The sequence below is a fragment of the Pseudonocardia kujensis genome, assembly GCF_021283305.1.
In the GTDB taxonomy this organism is placed as follows: Bacteria; Actinomycetota; Actinomycetes; order Mycobacteriales; family Pseudonocardiaceae; genus Pseudonocardia; species Pseudonocardia kujensis.
The window spans coordinates 1-17,293 of the sequence record NZ_JAJSOK010000105.1 but is presented as its reverse complement, the minus strand read 5'-3'; the positions used below and the strand labels follow the sequence as shown (position 1 = coordinate 17,293).

The 17,293-nt window shown below is 76.1% G+C and carries 14 protein-coding genes; 5 read left to right on the top strand and 9 right to left on the bottom strand.

The genetic code is table 11. From position 1 onward, the window contains the following. Nucleotides 1–299: 299 nt before the first annotated feature. The gene (locus LWC35_RS36990) at nucleotides 300–2,042 is read right to left on the bottom strand and encodes a class I adenylate-forming enzyme family protein (RefSeq protein WP_232875166.1); all 1,743 of its coding nucleotides are present in this window, start codon (nucleotides 2,040–2,042) and stop codon (nucleotides 300–302) included. 68 nt (nucleotides 2,043–2,110) lie between these two features. On the opposite strand from LWC35_RS36990, the gene LWC35_RS36985 reads away from it, so the two are divergent. After that, entirely contained in the window at nucleotides 2,111–3,202 is a 1,092-nt protein-coding gene (locus LWC35_RS36985; RefSeq protein ID WP_232875165.1) for an AbrB family transcriptional regulator, read from the top strand. Here LWC35_RS36985 and LWC35_RS36980 read toward each other — a convergent pair. Together LWC35_RS36980 and LWC35_RS36975 are read right to left on the bottom strand one after the other, a co-directional pair. Next, a complete protein-coding gene (locus LWC35_RS36980; RefSeq protein ID WP_232875164.1) occupies nucleotides 3,199–4,563 on the bottom strand; it encodes an MFS transporter in 1,365 nt (454 codons plus the stop codon). The genes LWC35_RS36985 and LWC35_RS36980 overlap by 4 nt on opposite strands. Beyond that, nucleotides 4,560–5,525, bottom strand: a complete 966-nt coding sequence (locus LWC35_RS36975) for an ABC transporter substrate-binding protein (RefSeq protein ID WP_232875163.1) — start codon at nucleotides 5,523–5,525, stop codon at nucleotides 4,560–4,562. Before LWC35_RS36975 ends, LWC35_RS36980 begins: the two co-directional genes overlap by 4 nt. A 166-nt stretch (nucleotides 5,526–5,691) precedes the next feature. Between LWC35_RS36975 and pgm the strand changes: the two genes are divergently transcribed. Then, complete coding sequence (pgm, locus tag LWC35_RS36970) at nucleotides 5,692–7,320, top strand: phosphoglucomutase (alpha-D-glucose-1,6-bisphosphate-dependent) (RefSeq protein ID WP_232875162.1); 1,629 nt, start codon at nucleotides 5,692–5,694, stop codon at nucleotides 7,318–7,320. Beyond that, nucleotides 7,317–8,084: a polyphosphate--glucose phosphotransferase gene (gene ppgK / locus LWC35_RS36965; protein ID WP_232875161.1), complete on the top strand. Its 768-nt coding sequence runs from the start codon at nucleotides 7,317–7,319 to the stop codon at nucleotides 8,082–8,084. Before pgm ends, ppgK begins: the two co-directional genes overlap by 4 nt. Before the next feature lie 7 nt (nucleotides 8,085–8,091). Here ppgK and LWC35_RS36960 read toward each other — a convergent pair whose 3' ends face one another. The 5 genes from LWC35_RS36960 to LWC35_RS36940 form a co-directional block, all read right to left on the bottom strand. Next, nucleotides 8,092–9,567, bottom strand: a complete 1,476-nt coding sequence (locus LWC35_RS36960; protein WP_232875160.1) for a mannitol dehydrogenase family protein — start codon at nucleotides 9,565–9,567, stop codon at nucleotides 8,092–8,094. A gap of 48 nt (nucleotides 9,568–9,615) precedes the next feature. After that, nucleotides 9,616–10,521 carry an aldose 1-epimerase family protein gene (locus LWC35_RS36955; RefSeq protein WP_232875168.1) on the bottom strand — a complete coding sequence of 302 codons (906 nt, stop codon included), beginning with the start codon at nucleotides 10,519–10,521 and terminating at the stop codon, nucleotides 9,616–9,618. A gap of 79 nt (nucleotides 10,522–10,600) precedes the next feature. Next, the gene (locus LWC35_RS36950) at nucleotides 10,601–12,442 is read right to left on the bottom strand and encodes an AAA family ATPase (RefSeq protein ID WP_232875159.1); all 1,842 of its coding nucleotides are present in this window, start codon (nucleotides 12,440–12,442) and stop codon (nucleotides 10,601–10,603) included. After that, nucleotides 12,396–14,030: an AAA family ATPase gene (locus LWC35_RS36945; protein WP_232875158.1), complete on the bottom strand. Its 1,635-nt coding sequence runs from the start codon at nucleotides 14,028–14,030 to the stop codon at nucleotides 12,396–12,398. The genes LWC35_RS36950 and LWC35_RS36945 overlap by 47 nt, the downstream gene beginning before the upstream one ends. Before the next feature lie 3 nt (nucleotides 14,031–14,033). Continuing rightward, entirely contained in the window at nucleotides 14,034–15,302 is a 1,269-nt protein-coding gene (locus LWC35_RS36940) for a DNA repair exonuclease (RefSeq protein ID WP_232875157.1), read from the bottom strand. A gap of 213 nt (nucleotides 15,303–15,515) precedes the next feature. Here LWC35_RS36940 and LWC35_RS36935 point away from each other — a divergent pair, with 213 nt between their 5' ends. Continuing rightward, complete coding sequence (locus LWC35_RS36935) at nucleotides 15,516–15,797, top strand: hypothetical protein (protein ID WP_232875156.1); 282 nt, start codon at nucleotides 15,516–15,518, stop codon at nucleotides 15,795–15,797. 200 nt (nucleotides 15,798–15,997) lie between these two features. Further along, a complete protein-coding gene (locus LWC35_RS36930; protein WP_232875155.1) occupies nucleotides 15,998–16,660 on the top strand; it encodes an RNA polymerase sigma factor in 663 nt (220 codons plus the stop codon). A gap of 11 nt (nucleotides 16,661–16,671) precedes the next feature. Here the strand turns inward: LWC35_RS36930 and LWC35_RS36925 are convergent. After that, nucleotides 16,672–17,293 (bottom strand): helix-turn-helix transcriptional regulator (locus LWC35_RS36925; protein ID WP_269805443.1); only part of this gene is annotated, 622 nt, incomplete at its 5' end.

The following is a 17,293-nucleotide window of genomic DNA, read 5'->3' as shown; positions in this document are numbered from 1 at the left end:
CCGCCCGCGTCGCGCAGCTCACCGCCGAACTGGAGCGGGCGCGGGAGGCCCGGTCCGCCGCCGCGGCCGCGGCGAAGGACGCCGCCCGGGCCGAGCGGGAGGCGAGCCGCGCCGCCCGCGACGCGGCCGGTGCCCTCTCGCGCGCCGAGGAACGCCTCGCCGAGCTGGAGGGCTGAGGACCCCTCCGCGAACCCCTCCGCGAACCCCTCCGCGAACCCCTCTGCGAACCCCTCGGCCCCGAAGCAGAGGCCCTGCGACGAGGCGACGACCCCCGACTCCCGCGCAGCCGCCGGCGCCCCCTACTCCGACCGTTCCCGCAGCTCCCGCTTGAGCAGCTTGCCCGTGGCGGTGCGCGGCAGCGGCTCGGTCCACCAGAACACGTGGGCCGGGGCGGCGAAGCCGGCCACCCGCGCGGTCACGTGGGCGCGGAGGGCCTCGGCGGCCGAGTCGTCGTGCGGGGACCCCGGGGTCGTGCGCACCGCCGCCGCCACCTCCTCCCCCAGGGTCGGGTGCGGCACCCCGAAGATCGCCACCTCCTCGACCCACGGCACCTCGTGCAGAGCCGCCTCGACCTGGGCGCTGTAGACGTTCTCCCCGCCGCGCAGCACGACGTCCTTGAGCCGGTCGACGACGTACACCCAGCCCGCGCGCACGAATCCGAGGTCGCCGGTGCGGAACCAGCCGTCGACGAACGCCGCCGCGGTCGCTTCCGGGTTGTTCCAGTACCCGCCCACGATGTTGGGCCCGCGGAACCAGAGCTCGCCGATCCCGCCCTCCGGCACGTCGGCGAGGGTGCCCGGGTCGACGATCCGCACGTCGGCCCCGGGCGCCGGGCGTCCGACGCTGTCCGGGTGCGCCACGTAGTCCGCGCCGATGTTCGCGCAGACCGCCGAGGTGGTCTCGGTGAGCCCGTACCCGTTCGCGGACAACGGCCCGAGCTCGGTGGCGATGCGCCGGACCAGCTCGCCCGGGATCGGCGCCCCGCCCATCCCGATGCGCGACAGCGAGGACAGCTCGTCCGGATGCGCGATGGCGATCTCGGCGAGCTCGCGCATCGTGGTCGGGACGCCGGCGCCGCCGGTCAACCGCTCCTCGCGCACCAGCCGCCGCGCCTCCTCGCGGTCCCAGCGGTACATGGTGGCGACCTTGCCCCCGACGATCACCTGTCCGTACAGGCCGTTGAGCCCGGCGATGTGGAAGAGCGGGTAGGTCAGCATGGTGCCGGTCTGCGGCGGGGCGGGCCGGCTCGACCGCGACGACGCCGGCGACGCCGCCGCGTTGGCCCGCGCGGTGAGCAGCACGTTCAGCGCGTTGGTGACGTGGTTGCGGTGGGTGTGGACCGCGCCCTTGGGCCGCCCGGTGGTGCCCGAGGTGTAGAGGATCGTGGACGGGTCGTCGGGCCGGACCGCCACCGGCGGCGGGCCGGCGTCCCGGTCCAGCGAGGCCACCAGGTCCACCCACTCGCGCCCCGGGAACGGGCCCTCGCCGCGCACCCGGACCAGCGGCAGGTCGCTCCCGATCCCGCCGTGCCCGGCCAGCAGGGGCGCCCGCTCGCCGTCGGCGACGACGATCCGGGCGCCGGAGTCGCCGACCGCCCAGACCAGCTCGGGGCCGGTCCACCAGGCGTTGAGCGGGACGGCGACGAGGCCGGCGAGCTGGGCCGCCCAGAACACGACACCCCACTCGGGGTAGTTCCGCATGGCGATCGCCACGCGGTCGCCGGGCTCGAGCCCGTACTCGCCGAGCAGGGCCGCCGCCAGGCCGTGCACCAGGCGCAGGTGGGTGGCGTAGTCGAGGTGCTCGTCGGCGTAGACCCAGTAGGGGCGGTTCCCGAAGGCCGCGGTGTCGGCGATCATCTCCGCGAGTGTGTGCGGGCCGCGGGCGTAGACCCGCATCGGGACGCCGCCGACGACCTCCTCCCGCAACCCGTACTCCGCGCCGGGGGCGGTCATCCGGGCGAGCTCCCGCCCGAGCGGGGTCTCGTCCGCCGGGAGGCCCGGTTCCACCGTGACTGCCTGGTCCGCACTGTCCGTGGCATGCATCGGAGATCACTCTGCCACTCGTCCGCCCCCTCGTGCGACGGCTCGTTGCGCCGTGACAGGGTCGGGGGGTGACGGAGGAGCGGGCCGGGGTCGCACGCTGGGCCCGGACCGTCCCGTGGGGCAGGTGGGCGTTGCTGGTCGCGCTCACGGTCGTCCTGACGGTGTTGCTGCAGGCCCTCGGCGTCCCCTCCCCCGCGCTCTTCGCCGGCCTCGCCGTCGGCACCGTCCTCGCGCTGATCGGGATCGGGCCGGCTCGCGTGGCCCGCCCCGCGACCTCGGCGGCGCAGGCGGTGATCGGCGTGGTCATCGGCGTGCTGGCCCGGCCGGACACGCTCTCGGCCGTGGCCGCCGACTGGCTGCCGGTCCTGCTGGTCAGCGTCGGCACGCTGGTGGTCAGCATGGCGGCCGGCCTGCTGCTGGGCGTCCAGCGCGGGGTCTCGCCGCTGACCGGGATGCTCGCGCTGACCGCGGGCGGCGCCTCGGGCCTGGTGGCGATCACCCGCGAGCTGGGCGGCGACGAGCGGGTCGTGTCGGTCATCCAGTACCTGCGGGTCGGGATGGTCACGGCGACCATGCCGATCGTGGCGGCGGCCGTGTTCGGTGCCGGGCACGTCGGCGTCGGCAGCGACACCGGGTCCGCCACCGGCCCCTGGTACCTCGGGGTGGCGCTGGTCGTGGTGTGCGCCCTCGTCGGGATCCCGGTGGCGAACCGGCTGCACGTCCCCGCGGGCGCCCTGCTGGGGCCGATGGTGATCGCCCTGGTGCTCAGTCTCTCCGGGCTGACGTTCGCCGCTTCGCCGCCCACCCTGCTGGTCGACCTCGCCTACGCCGTGATCGGCTGGCAGGCCGGGCTGCGGTTCACCCGGCCCGCGCTGCGGACGGTGCTGCGGGTGCTCCCGCTCGCCACGGCACTGATTCTCGTGATCGTCGCGGCCTGCGCGGGGCTCGGGCTCGTGCTGTCCGCCACCACGGGCGCCACCCTGCTCGACGGGTACCTGGCCACCACGCCCGGCGGCATCTACGCCGTACTGGCGACGGCCATCTCGTCCGGCGGCGACGTGACGTTCGTGGTGGCCGTGCAGGTCCTGCGGGTGATCCTCATGCTGCTCGTCGCGCCCTTCCTCGCCCGGCTGGTGGGCCGGCACCGGAGCCGTGCCTAGGTGAGCTCGGCGAGGCTGCGGCCCGTGGTGCGCGGGCCGAGCACGGCCACGTCGACCGCCACGATCACCATCGCGACGGCGATCGCGACGAACACCGCCGTCGGGCCCGCCGAGTTCAGCAGCGGGACCAGCACGAACGGCATCACCGCGGTGGCCAGGCGGGACAGCGAGTAGGCGCTGCCGGCGCCGGTGGCGCGCAGCGTCGTCGGGTAGAGCTCGCCCGAGTACACGTGGAAGCCGTTGGAGAACAGGTTGCTGACCACGGTGTAGGCGAACCCGAGCACCACGATCAGCACCGGGTTCCCGGCGTACCCGAAGGCGAGCCCGAGGACGAGCATCCCGAGCGCGGCGCCGACGATCAGCGTCTTGCGCTGCACCCGCTCCATCAGCGGGATCGACAGCGCGGAGCCGATCGGGTAGCCCAGGAAGCTCAGTGCGGTGAAGGTCAGCCCCTGGACGATGTCGTAGCCCTTGGCGGCGAGCACCAGCGGCACGAGCGTGCCGAAGCCGTAGTAGCCGAAGGTCTGGAAGAGCTGGAAGATCCACAGCATCGCGGTGCGCCGCCGCCAGGGCTTCCGGAACAGCGCGCGGATCGGCTGGCGTTTGGCCGGCGCGATCTCCGGGCCGGGATCCGGCTCGTCGAGCGTGCCGCGCTCGGCCCGCGCCGCGTCCTCGAAGACGCGGACCGCGGCGTCGGCCTCGTCGTTGCGGCCGACCGACGCGAGCCAGCGGGGCGACTCGGGAAGCCCGCGGCGCATCAGCCAGCACAGCAGCGCGCCCAGCCCGCCGATGACGAACATCCAGCGCCAGCCCTCGAGCCCGAGGAAGGTGTGCGGGGCGATCACCCGCGCGAGCAGGCCCGCGACCGGCACGCCGCAGAACCCGACGGTGTAGGCCCACGCGATCATCCGGCCCCGGACGCGCGCGGGCAGCAGGTCGGAGAGGTAGGCGTCGCAGAGCGGCAGCTCGGCGCCGATCCCGATGCCCGCGAGGAACCGGCACACGATCAGCATCTCGACGTTCGGGCTGAAGGCGCCCAGCACCGAGAACAGCGAGTAGATGCCGAGGGTGAGGAAGAAGGCGCGCCGCCGGCCCACCCGGTCGGCGAGCCGGGTCAACGTGATCGCGCCGACGAACGCGCCCACGAACACGGACGCGAGCACCAGCTTCTGCGCGGTGCCGGTGACGCCGAACTCCTTGCCCAGGACCGTGGCGAGTGTGCCCGCGAGGAACACCTCGTAGAGATCGAAGAAGATCCCGATCCCGACCGCCACCAGCACGAACCGGTGCCGCCGGGTCACCGGCAGCCGGTCGAGCCGGGCGTGGATCGCCGCCACGGACGTGCCCGCCGAGGTCGTCATCGACCCTCACCTCCCCCCGGCATCGTCGGGGCACCTCCGTGGACCCGCACGTCGAGCTGTCCGCTTCGCCCGGTTCGGGCCGGACAACGGCTGATCCGCCCCGGCGGCGGTTCGGGCACCGCCTCCGGGTGCAGCGCCCAGGCCAGTGCCTCCACGCCGTCGACCAGCCCGGGCCCGGCCTGCACCACGTACGCGGCCGAGTCGATCGCGACGAGCGGCACCCCGGGCAGGTGCTCGGCCACCGCTCCCGCCCGGCGCTCGGCCTCGGCCAGCCCGAACCCGCACGGGGCGACGACGGCGACGTCGGGCCGCAGGGCGGCGAGCTCGGCCCACGGCGCGGCCACGCTCCGGCCGCCCGCGATCGCGGCGAGCGGCTCCCCGCCCGCCCGGTGGACGAGGTCGGGCACCCAGTGCCCGGCCACGTAGGGCGGGTCCGTCCACTCCAGCAGCAGCACCCTCGGGACCGGACGCCCGGCGACGGCCTCCGCGACGGCCGCGAGCCGCTCCCGCAGGCCGGCGACCAGGCGTTCCCCGGCCTCCGCCGCGTCGGCCGCCCGCGCGACGACGAGGATCGCCCCGAGCACGTCGTCGAGCGTGTGCGGGTCGACGGACACCACGGCCGCGTCGGTGCCGATGCTCGTCAGCGCCTCCGCCACCGTGCCGGCCGGCAGCGCGCAGACCCGGCAGAGGTCCTGGGTGAGGATCAGGTCCGGGCGGGCCGCGGCGAGCGCGGCCCGGTCGAGCTCGTACAAGGGCAGCCCGGCCGCGGCGCGGTCGGCGACCCAGGCGTCGATCTCCTTCGGCTCCAGTCCGGACGGGATCGCGGTGTCGACCACCACCGGGACGTCGTCCGGCGCGCCGGGCGGGAGACCGCACTCGAAGGTGCGGGCGACGAGCGCCCCGCCCAACCCCAGCGCCCCGACGATCTCCGTGGCCGCGGGCAGCAACGACGCGATCCGCATGCGGCGGAGGGTAACCCCGGCGGCCCCGGCGCAGAGCCATCCGGTGTCGTCCGGTGCTCGCGTCCGGATGACCGGGCGGCGCGGATGCGGCAGGCTACACGCGGCACCCGCGCCGGCCGACCACCCGGCGCTGCCCTGTGCTCAGCTGTTCGATGCGGAGGACGACATGGCCATCCACCCGCGGGCCGGCACCCCGGCCCGCCCCGAGGACCTCGTCGACGTGCCGGCGCTGCTGGCCGCGTACTCCGAGCGGCATCCCGACCCCGCGGTCGCGGAGCAGCGGGTCGCGTTCGGCACCTCCGGGCACCGCGGGTCGGCCTTCTCGGCCACCTTCAACGACGACCACATCGCCGCCACCAGCCAGGCCATCTGCGAGTACCGGGCGCAGCAGGGCACGGACGGGCCGCTGTTCCTCGGCAAGGACACGCACGCGCTGTCCGACCCGGCCTGGGAGACCGCGGTCGAGGTGTTCGCGGCCAACGGCGTGCAGGTGCTCGTCGACGCCCGTGGCGGCTGGACGCCCACGCCCGCGGTCTCGCACGCGATCCTGACCCACAACGAGGGCCGGGACTCCGGGCTCGCCGACGGGGTCGTCGTCACGCCGTCGCACAACCCGCCCTCCGACGGGGGGTTCAAGTACAACCCGCCGGACGGCGGCCCGGCCGGGACCGCCGCGACCAGCTGGATCGCGAACCGCGCCAACGAGCTGCTCGAGGCGAGGCTGCAGGGCGTGCAGCGGGTGCCGCTCGACCGGGCCGAACGCGGCACCCACGACTTCCTCGACGCCTACGTGAGCGACCTGGAGTCCGTCGTCGACCTCGACGCGGTCCGCAGCGCCGGGGTCGTGCTGGCCGCGGACCCGCTCGGCGGCGCGGCCGTGCACTACTGGGGTGCGATCGCCGAGCGGTACAAGCTCGACCTCACGGTGGTCAACCCGGACGTCGACCCGGCCTTCGGCTTCATGACGCTGGACTGGGACGGCAAGATCCGGATGGACTGCTCGTCGCCCTACGCGATGGCCTCCCTGGTCGGCCGCAAGGACGAGTTCACCATCGCCACCGGCAACGACGCCGACTCGGACCGGCACGGCATCGTCACCCGGGACGCCGGGCTGATGAACCCGAACCACTACCTGGCCGTCGCGATCGGCTACCTGTACGCGCACCGCTCCGGCTGGCCGGGCGGCGCGGCCGTCGGCAAGACCGCGGTGAGCTCGTCGATGATCGACAGGGTGGCCGCCGACCTCGGCCGGGAGCTGGTGGAGGTGCCGGTCGGGTTCAAGTGGTTCGTGCCCGGCCTGCGCGACGGCAGCATCGCCTTCGGCGGGGAGGAGAGCGCCGGGGCGTCGTTCCTCCGGACGGACGGCCGGCCCTGGTCCACGGACAAGGACGGCATCATCATGTGCCTGCTGGCCGGTGAGATCACCGCGGTGACCGGGCAGACGCCGTCGCAGCGCTACGCCGAGCTGACCTCGCGCTTCGGGGACCCGGCCTACGCCCGGATCGACGTGGCGTGCTCTCGGGAGGACAAGGCCAAGCTCGGCAGGCTGGCCGCCGAGGACGTGTCGGCGACGGAGCTCGCCGGCGACGCGATCACGGCGCGCCTCACCACCGCGCCCGGCAACGGCGAGCCGCTCGGTGGGCTCAAGGTGGTGACGGAGAACGGGTGGTTCGCCGCCCGCCCCTCCGGCACCGAGGACGTCTACAAGGTCTACACGGAGAGCTTCCTCGGCCCGGACCACCTGGCACGGATCCAGGAGGAGGCCCAGGAGGTCGTGAGGGGGGCACTGGCATGACCAAGAAGAAGAAGCACCACGACCACCGGCTCGGGCTGGGGATCGACATCGGCGGGTCCGGGATCAAGGGCGCGCCCGTCGACCTGGACAAGGGCAAGCTCGCCGACGACCGGTTGCGCATCCCGACCCCACAGCCGTCGACCCCGGAGGCCGTCGCCGAGGTCGTCGGGCAGATCCTCGACCACTTCGAGTGGGACGGGCCCTTCGGCTGCACGTTCCCGGCCGTCGTGCAGCACGGGGTCACGCAGACCGCGGCCAACGTCGACCCGAGCTGGATCGGCTGCAACGCCCAGGACCTGCTGCGCGGCAAGACCGGCCGCAAGGCGCTGCTGGTCAACGACGCGGACGCCGCCGGCGTCGCCGAGGTCGAGTTCGGTGCGGCGAAGGGGCACAGGGGGACCGTGCTGGTGTCCACGCTGGGCACCGGCATCGGGTCCGCGCTGGTGATCGGCGGCCGGCTGGTGCCGAACACCGAGCTCGGCCACCTCGAGCTCGACGGGCACGACGCCGAGTCCCGCGCCGCCGACTCCGCCCGCGAACGCGAGGACCTGTCCTGGGAGGACTGGGGCGCGCGGCTGACCCGCTACTTCCAGCACGTCGAGAACCTGCTGTGGCCGGACCTGATCGTGGTCGGCGGCGGGGTGAGCAAGAAGTTCGCGCGCTGGCAGCCCTACGTGGAGACACGCACCCCGATCGTCCCGGCCGAGCTGCTCAACGAGGCCGGGATCATCGGGGCGGCGCTGCTGGCGGGCGCGGAGAGCTGACGGCCGGTCACCCGCGCTCGACGAGCTTCTCCACCGTGGCGCGGGCGCCGTCGCGGTGCAGGGAGTCCAGCGCCCAGAGGTAGGCCTCGCGGAAGCGGTCGTTCGCTGCGAGGTCGCCGAACACCGCAGTGTTGCGGATGAACGCCTCCGGGTTCTCGCGCTGCGTGCGGGCCAGCGGGACCAGGGTGTCGGCCAACCGGTCCTGGACGTCGATCGGGGAGCCCTTCTCGTCGACGCCCTCGGCGTAGCGCGCCCAGCTGGCCACGACGCCCGTCGCCCGCTCGATCTCGCCGCCGTGCTCCAGCTGGTGCCGGATCACCGGCAGCAGCCAGAGCGAGATGCGGTCGGAGCTGCCGAAGTTGATCCGCGCCAGGGTGTCGGCCACGCCGGGGTTCGCGAACCGCTCGATCAGAGTGGTCTTGTAGGCGTCGAGGTCCACGCCGGGCACCTCGGACAGCGTCGGCGTGCCCTCGCGGTCCATGTAGGCGCGCAGGAACCGCGCGAACAGCGGGTCGCCCGCGACCTCGTGCACGTAGGTGTACCCGGAGAGGAACCCGAAGTAGCCCAGCGCCTGGTGGCTGGCGTTGAGCAGGCGCAGCTTCATGAGCTCGTAGGGCACGACGTCGTCCACGAGCTGCACGCCGACGTCCTCGAACGGCGGGCGGCCCGAGGAGAAGTGGTCCTCCAGCACCCACTGCGTGAACGGCTCGCAGACGACCGGCCAGCCGTCCGTGAGGCCGAACTCGTCCGCCAGGCGCTTCGTGTCCTCCGCGCTGGTGGCCGGGGTGATCCGGTCGACCATGGAGTTGGGGAAGTCGACGTTCTTCTCGATCCAGGTGGCGAGCTCCGGGTCCTTCAGCCGGGCGAAGGCGGTGAAGGTCCGCGCGGCGGTGTCGCCGTTGCCCTGGATGTTGTCGCAGCTCATGATCGTGAAGGGCGGCACGCCGCGCTCCCGGCGGCGGGCCAGTGCCTCGGTGACCAGGCCGAACACCGTGGTCGGCTCGGCGCCCGGCTGCAGGTCGGCGCGGATCTCCGGGGTGTCCTCGGCGAACTCGCCGGTGACCTGGTCGATGTTGTACCCGCCCTCGGTGATCGTGAGCGAGACGATCCGGGTGCTCTCGGCGGCCATCTTCTCGATCACGGCCTCGGGCGAGTCCGGCGCGAACAGGTACTCGACGATCGAGCCGACCACGCGGGGCGCGAGCGACCCGTCGGGCTGCTTGACCACGAGCGTGTACAGGCCCTCCTGCTCGGTGAGCACCTCCTGCATGCGCCGGTCCCCCGGCAGCACGCCCACCCCGCAGATCCCCCACTCGAGCGCCTCGCCCTGGTTCATCAGAGCGTCGACGTACATCGCCTGGTGGGCGCGGTGGAACCCGCCGACGCCGAAGTGGACGATGCCCACGGTCACCGCGGACCGGTCGTAGCCCGGGACCTCCACCCCGTCGATCTCCGGCAACCTGCCCCCGGCCAGAGTCTGCATGCGAGCCCCCTCGTCCGCGTCGTCGGTGACCGGGACGACCCTAGCCGCTCATGCCGTGACCGGCCGGACTCCCCAGCGGGCGCTCCACTCCTCGCCGGGGGCGAGGACGGCCAGGTCGGTGCCGGAGTTCAGCGCGTCGGGCGGGCAGGTCATCGGCTCGACGGCGACGCCCCGGCCGTGGCCCGGCATGTCCGGCGGTGTGAAGACCTGCACCCAGCCGAACACCGGCTCGGCCCACAGCTCGACGCCCCGTCCGTCCGGCGCGACCAGGCGGTGCCGGACGAGGTCGTCGCCGTCGGCGGGGACGCAGTCGCCGAAGGCGGAGTCGAGGTCGAGGCCCTTCAGCGGCGCCCCGACGCGCAGCGGGGCGTCGGCGGCGAGCGGCTCGAGCGGTCCGCTCGGCAGCTGGTCGGCGAGCGGCAGCGCCGCGCGCGCGGCGAGGCTGAGGGTGCAGTCGTCCGTCGGGGTGTCGCCGACGCGCAGGTAGGGGTGGAAGCCCAGCCCGAAGGGCACCGCGTCGGTGCCGAGATTGGTGGCGGTCGTCGTGACCGTGAGGCCGTCCTCGGCCACGGCGTAGGTGACCGCGACCCGGACCGGCTGCGGCCAGCCGTTCTGCGGCGGTGCGACGGCCTCGAGCGTGATCGCCGCGTCCGAGCGGTCCGTGGGGCGCCAGAAGGCGTAGCGGAGCAGGCCGTGGATCGCGTTGCCGGCCGCGGGCTCGGTGAGCGCGAGCTGCTGCTCCTTGCCCTGCCAGGTCCAGCGGCCCCCCGCGACCCGGTTCGGCCAGGGCGCCAGCAGCGACCCCGACCCGCGCGGCGGGCGGACACCCTCGGGCTGGGGCTCGGTGTAGTCGACGCCGGCCACGGAGAAGGAGCGCAGGCCTGCCCCGACCTCGTTCACCGCCGCCCGCGCCTCGCCGGACGCGATCGTGAAGTGCTCGCCGCTCGGATCCATCACGGACGCCATCCTGCCGGGTCGGGCAAGGGGGGCGTCCGGCGGATGATCAACCGGGCGTCCCCTGGTGCCGCGACGGTCAGGCGGGGTGGGCGAGGGGCAGCGCGACGGGGGCGGGCGGGCCCAGGTCGACGACCGTGACGCCGTCCGCGGTGTTCTCCGCGGCCCTCCGGGCCAGGCCGGCCAGGTGCTCGTGGTGGGTGAACAGCAGCACCTGCCAGTCCGCGGCCAGCTCGGCGAGCACGGCGAGGGCGGCCGCGGCGCGGACGTCGTCGAAGGTCATCAGCACGTCGTCGAGCACCACGGGGACGGCCGGCAGCCCCGCGGCGCGCCGCTCGGCCTGCAGCTGCCGGATCCCGGCGAGCCGCAGGGCGAGGAACACCTGGTCGGCGGTGCCCTCGGAGAGCTGGTCGGGGGCGAGCTCCTCCCCGTCCGCCCGTGCGGCCACGAGCGTGCGGGCCTCGCCTCCTGCGGGGCGCAGTCCCGCGAAACGCCCGCCGGTCAGCCGCTCGAGCAGCCGGCCCGCCTCGTCGAGCAGCGGCGACGAGTGCCGCCGCTCGTAGCTCTCCAGCTCGCGGCGCAGCGTCTCGCGCTGCAGGTGGACGATCACGTACCGCTCGGCCGCCTCCGCGGCCCGGGCGAGGTGGCCCTGCGCCTCGGCGTGCAGCACGGCGGCTCCGTCCGCCCCCTCCAGCACCCGGCGGCGGTCCCGGAGCCCGCCCAGCTGCTCCAGCAGCTCCTCGTGCTGGCGCGCGAGGTCCGCGGCGGCATCGCGGGCGCGCTCCAGCTCGTCGGCGAGCGCGCTCTCCTCGACGGTCTCCGACGCCCTGACCAGCTCATCCGCGTCGAGATCGGGGGCGGCGGTGCGCAGCAGGGCCAGCGCGGTGGCCTCCTCGTCGCGGATCCGGACCGCCTCCCGGCCCCGCTCGGCCGCAGCCTCCAGGCCCCCCTCCTCGGGCGACGCCGTGAGCCACAGCTCCACGGCCAGCCGGTCGAGCCGCTGCCGCGCGGCCGCCGCCTCGCGGCGGACGCGCCGGGCCTCGGCCTCGGCCTGCTCGGCCGCGGCGTCGACGTGCCGGGCCGAGACCGCGGCCTCCGCCGCCTGCCGGACCCGTTCGACCAGCTCGGGCAGCGCGACGGCCGGGGGCAGCGCGCGGCCGAGGTGCCGCTCGGCGAGCGCGGTCACGGCCTTCTCGTGCGCGGAGACCCGCGCGGCGAGCCGCTTGGCCTCCGCGGCCAGCGCCCTGCCGTCGGCCTCGGCCCGCACGGCCTCCGCCAGCACCTCCTGCCGGACGCGCCAGCTCGCGGGACCGGCCCCGGACGGCCCGCCCGCGGCGCGGAGGGCGTGCCGCCAGCGCAGGGTGGCCTGGTCGAGGTCGTGGCGGCGGGCGTCGCTCTCGGCGGCCGCCCGCTCGGCGTCGGCCCGCAGCCGGTGCAGGACGGTGCGCCGGTCCCGCGCGGCGTCGGCCTCCGCCTCGAGGTCCTCGGCGGCGCGGAGCAGCGCGTCGAGGTCGGCGCCGGGGCGGGCGCGGCCGGCGGCCTCCAGCGCGGCGGCGAGCGTGGCGGCCTGGGCGGCCTCGTCCGCGACCAGGTCGGCGGCCCGCGCGGCGGCATGGTCCCGCTCGGCCAGGGCCTGGCGAGCGGCGAGCAGGCCGCGGCGCACGGTGTCGGCCTCGTCCGGGTGCGGGGCGGGGCAGGCCCCCCACAAGCCGATCCAGCCCTCGCGCGCCTGGGCGCGGGCGGTAGCCGCGGCCCGGGCGGCGCTCTCGGCGGCCGCGAGCTCCTCCTCGGCGGCGGTGACGTCGGCGCGGGCGCGGGTCAGCTCGGCCATCCGGTCCGCCGCGGTGATCATCCCGTCGGCCAGCGCATCGGCCTCACGGACCGCGCGCTCCACGGCGAGCGACGCCCGCGCGAGGTGCACCGCGCCGCGTCTGCCCGTCCGCCTCGGCGGCCTGCCGCAGCGTGGAGCGATGGGCGGCGATCCGCGCCGCGGCCGGGGGCTCGGGGACGGGCGGGAGCGGGTCGGCGCTGGTCGGGTCGGCGCTGGTCGGGTCGGCGTTGGTCGGGTCGACGGCGGGGCCGGCAGGCGCGTGGGCGGTCGCTGCCGAACCGGCCGGCACCGCGGCCAGGCCGGTGCCCTCGAGGGCGCTGCGGGCGCGGAGGGCGGCGTCGGCGGCCTCGCGCAGGGCGGCCCGGCGCAGGGCGCAGGCCGAGCCCTCGGCCAGGACCGAGCGGCGCGCCTCGGCGACGCGCGCGACGGCCGCGGAGTCGGGTCCGGCGGCACCCTCGGCGGCCTCCCGGGCGGTGCGGCGCGCCTCGCGGTGCTGGTCCGCGGCCCGGTCGGCGGCGGCGGCCACCCGCTCGACCTCGGCCGCCAGCGCGTCGAGATCGGCCGCCCGGTCCGCCGGGACGGTCAGCGCCTCGAGCCGGCGCCGCACCTCCCGCGCCGGCACGCGCGGCTCGATCCGCTCCAGCAGCTCCTCCGCCCGGCGGGTCCGGTCCGCCGCCTCGGCGCGCAGGGTGCCCAGCCGCTCGGCCTCGGCCTGCCGGGCCTGCCGCTCCCCGTCGAGCCGGTGGATCTGCTCGGCGTCGGCCGTGACGCCCTCGTCGACCCGGATCTCGCCCCGCTCGGCCCGGAGGGCGCGCAGCCGGTCCTCGAGCTCGGCGAGGGTCTCCTCGGCCCGGTCCCGGGCCTCGCGTGCGGTGTCGAACTCGGCCAGGCGCGTGGCGTCGAGCACCACGCCGGAGGCCGCGAGGGCGGCCAGGTCCGCGCGCAGCCGCGCCACGTCGCGCGCCGCGGGGTAGGCGCGCACCCGCTGCTGCGCCTCGGCACCCGCCCGCGCGGCGCTCTCCCGGTCCCTGGCCAGCGCGGTGGCCCGGCGCTCCAGCCGGCCGACCTCCTCGGCCAGGGCCGCGACGTCGCCCGCCCGGGACATCTGCTCGGCCGCGGCGGCGTCGGCGTGCTCGTACGCGGACAGCGCGCGGCGCAGCTCGACCTTCTGCGCGTTGCGGTGCTCCTTGTAGAGGCGGTCCGCCTCCTCGTCGAGCTCCGCCAGGATGGCCCGGACGTCCCGCCCGCTGCGGGCGGTGAAGACCAGCTCGGCCAGCTCGCCACCGCCCTGGCACAGCCGGGCGCCCCCCTCGCGCAGCGCCTCGTGCCCCAACCCGAAGCTCTGCTGCCACGTGCGGCGGGACTGCGCGCCACCCGGGCCCCAGGGCGCCTCCAGCGGCTCCTCCCCCGGCCCGAACAGCCCGCGGGTGGTGCGGCGGACGCGCAGGTCGCCGCCCGGCAGCGCGATCTCGGCGGCGATCGCGAGCCGCGCCGGCGAGGCGGCGTAGGCGTGGCGGACCGGGCGCGGGAAGCCCCAGAGCAGGTCGGACACGGCGTCGAGCAACGTCGACTTGCCCGCCTCGTTCGGCCCCGTGACCAGTGTGAGGCCGCGGCCGAGCGCGAGCACGCGGCCCTCGTGGGTGCCGTAGCGCTCGAGGGTGAGCCCGGTGATCCGCACCCGTCAGGCCGCCGATCCGCGCGCGGGGTCGGTGCCCGCGAGCCGCGCCCGCAGCTCCTCCTCGGCCCGGCGGGCCAGCTCCGCCAGCCCGGCCGGGTCCCGCAGGTCCAGGCCCGCGTCGCGCAGCCGCCGCCCGGCCTCGCGTTCGAGGACGGCGACGAGCTCCCCGGCGCGCTCGGGCTCCTCGACCAGCCGGGACGCCGCCACGGCGACCGCGCCGGCGAGCTCCTCGTCGACGGCGGCGACCGGATCGGCCGAGGCGTCCTCCGCGCGGGGGCTGCGGGTGCGGTTGCGCACCATCTCGACCACGGCTCCGGACTTCTCGGCCACCACGTCGATCTCCGCGCGCAGCCAGTCCGCGTCGAGCAGGGCGGGCGCGGCCGGGGTGGGCCCGTCGAGGGTCACCCGGGCCGCGACCGGCCGGGAGCCGGCGGCCAGCCCGATCCCGCGCAGCGCGGCGTCGAGCGCCTCCAGCACCTCGTCCGCGTCGGCGCAGGTGCTCGCGTCGAGCCGGACGTGGGTCCAGCGCGCGACGTCGCAGACCTCGTGGCGCAGCTCGGCCCGGGCGCCGGGGACGACCTCGACCACGGTGGCGCCCTTGGCCCCGGGCTCGCGCGGGTGGCGGCCCTGCAGGTTCCCGCTGAACGCGGCGACGTGCTCCCCGTCGTTGACCACGCGGCGGTCGTGCACGTGCCCGAGGGCGAAGTACTCGTAGCGGCAGCGCGCCAGGTCCTCGGGGGTGCAGGGCGCGTACGGGTCGTGCCCCTCCGCGCCCAGCACGGAGGTGTGCAGCAGGCCCACGTTGACCAGGCCCGGGATCCGGTCGGGGTAGGCCGGGACCAGGTTCTCCAGCACCGCGCGGGTGGCGAAGCCCTGGCCGTGCACGGCCAGCCCGACGTGGTCGAGCACCACGGTCTCGGGGTGGTCCGTGGCGAGGCGGTGCACGTTCGGCGGCAGGCGCAGCGAGCGCGTGATCTCGCTCTCCGCGTCGTGGTTGCCGTTGATGAGGAAGACGGGGATCCCCTCGTCGTGCAGCCGGGACATCTGGCGGACGAAGAAGGCGCCGGTGGCGTAGTCCCGCCAGTCGCCGTCGTACACGTCGCCCGCGAGGAGGAGCGCGTCCGCCCGCTCGGCCACGGTGAGGTCGACGAGGTTCTCGCAGGCCCGGCGGGTGGCCCGGCGCAGTGTGTCGGCGAGGTCGGAGTCCTCGAGCCGGGACAGGCCCAGCAGCGGGCTGTCGAGGTGCAGGTCGGCGGCGTGGACCAGGCGCACTCGCGGAACCTCCTGACGGGCGAACTACACGCGTGCGATTCGCGCTGCGCCGAGCGTACAACCGGCCCCCGACAATCCCCGGACGTGCGCGACGCCACCCCGTCCCACCTGGGGATCACGGTTTCCGCGTGCCAGAATCGGGCACTTCAGCGTCCGATCCAGCCTCGTCTCAGCGCCGACCCGGGGCCCCTGCCCCGAGCCCTGGGAGGCGAGTTGCAGATCCACCTGTGCGAGCGGTGCTACGCGCCGATCGACACCGCTCGCGAGCGCTACACCACCCTGGCCCACATCGACCGTGTGCTGCCCGACGGCAGCATCGCGTGGGTCCACACCGCCCTGCACACCGAGGCCTGCGGCGAACCGGCCCGCGAGCGGTCGGCCGCCGAGCCGCCGGACACCGGTGAGTGGGACGCGGCCCGCCGCGGGCACTCCCCGGCCGCCGCGCAGCACGCGGCCCGCCGGACCGCGCCGAAGGACGTGCGCACCTCGCGCTGACCTCCCCCGGTGGGGTCCTCCCCCGGGCCGGTGACCGCCCACCCGCGGGTGGCGGGGGTGGTCCCCCGCGGAAATAGGGGGGTCCTCGCGACCCTCCTAGGGGGTTGTCCAGACGCGCGGGAGGCCCTCCGGGCGGAAGTCTCTGAGGGGTCATCAGCGAGCCGGTGCCCCGGCCGCGCAGGACCCCCTCGGAGGCATCCATGCGCACGCCCGTCCCATCCCCGTCCGGCACCGGCGCGCCCGTTCCCCCCGCGGCGGCCGGATCGCCCGGCCCCGAGCTGCTGCAACGGCTCTCGGCCGGCGAGCCGACCGCCTGGCGCGAGGTCGTCGCCCGCTACGAGCGGCTCGTCCGGTCCCGGGTCCGCGGCTTCCGGCTGCAGCCCGCCGACGCCGACGACGCCGTGGCCGCCACCTGGCTGCGGCTCGCCCAGAACGCCCACCGCATCCAGGACGCCGAGCGGCTCCCGGGCTGGCTCTCGACCGTCGCCGGCCGCGAGTGCCTGCGGATCCTCGACCGCGCCGCGCACGCGGGCGTGCCCGTCGAGGACGCCGGCGTGACGGTCCCGGAGAACGCCCCCGGGCCCGAGCAGCGCGCCCTCGACGCCGACACCGCCCGCGAGCTGCGGGCCCTGGTCGCGGACCTGCCCCGCCGGCGCCGGATGCTCATCGCCGCGCTCTTCGGCGAGGACACCTGGAGCTACGAGCGGATCAGCCGGGTCACCGGCATCCCCACCGGGTCGATCGGCCCCACCCGGGCCCGCGCCCTGGACCAGCTGCGCCGGCTCGCGGTGGAGCGGGGCCTGGGGGCCGCCCACCCGGTCGTGCGGGGCCTCGTCCCCGCCCGCGGCACCGTCGCCGGCTGAGGGCCCCCGCGTCAGGGGGCGGGGCGCGTGTCGGTGGGGGCGGCGCGGAGGTAGACCGCCCCCGCCTGCACCCGGCTGCGGACGCCGAGCTTCGCCAGCAGGTGGGTGACGTGGATGCCGACCGTCTTCTCGCTGATGAACAGCCGCTGCGCGATCTCCCGGTTCGTGTGCCCGGCCGCGATCTCGGCGAGCACCTCCGTCTCGCGCGGGGTCAGCGTGGCGAGCGTGTCCCGGCGGGTCGGCCGCGACGCGGCGCCGCGTGGCGCGGCCGGCCGCGCGATCTCCGGCGCGGGACCCGGCCCCGCTGCGGCGATGCCCGGCCGCTCCGGCTCGGGGACCAGGTCCGGGAGCCGGATCCGCGCCCGTCTGCCGAGGTCGCGGACCTCCTCCAGGAACGGCCGGGCCCGCAGGTGGGCCGCGATGTCGTGCGCCTCGGCGAGCGCCTCGGCCGCGGCCTTGCTCCGGGTGCGCCGCGCGAGCAGCGCCTCGGCCCGGCGCAGCTGCCCGTAGGCCACGTTGTACGGCTGGTCCCGGCGCCGCCACTGCGCGGCCACCTCGCCCCAGAGCTCGGGATCGGAGTCGCCGTCGGCCCGGGTCACCTCGGCGTCGCACAGCGGAGCGTACACCCCGACC

What these genes read in the sequence shown, in the direction of transcription:
- LWC35_RS36990 (WP_232875166.1), bottom strand. Translation starts at nt 2,042, where the DNA reads ATGCATGCCACGGACAGTGCGGACCAGGCAGTCACGGTGGAACCGGGC.
- LWC35_RS36980 (WP_232875164.1), bottom strand. Translation starts at nt 4,563, where the DNA reads ATGACGACCTCGGCGGGCACGTCCGTGGCGGCGATCCACGCCCGGCTC.
- LWC35_RS36975 (WP_232875163.1), bottom strand. Translation starts at nt 5,525, where the DNA reads ATGCGGATCGCGTCGTTGCTGCCCGCGGCCACGGAGATCGTCGGGGCG.
- pgm (WP_232875162.1), top strand. Translation starts at nt 5,692, where the DNA reads ATGGCCATCCACCCGCGGGCCGGCACCCCGGCCCGCCCCGAGGACCTC.
- ppgK (WP_232875161.1), top strand. Translation starts at nt 7,317, where the DNA reads ATGACCAAGAAGAAGAAGCACCACGACCACCGGCTCGGGCTGGGGATC.
- LWC35_RS36960 (WP_232875160.1), bottom strand. Translation starts at nt 9,567, where the DNA reads ATGCAGACTCTGGCCGGGGGCAGGTTGCCGGAGATCGACGGGGTGGAG.
- LWC35_RS36955 (WP_232875168.1), bottom strand. Translation starts at nt 10,521, where the DNA reads ATGGATCCGAGCGGCGAGCACTTCACGATCGCGTCCGGCGAGGCGCGG.
- LWC35_RS36930 (WP_232875155.1), top strand. Translation starts at nt 15,998, where the DNA reads ATGCGCACGCCCGTCCCATCCCCGTCCGGCACCGGCGCGCCCGTTCCC.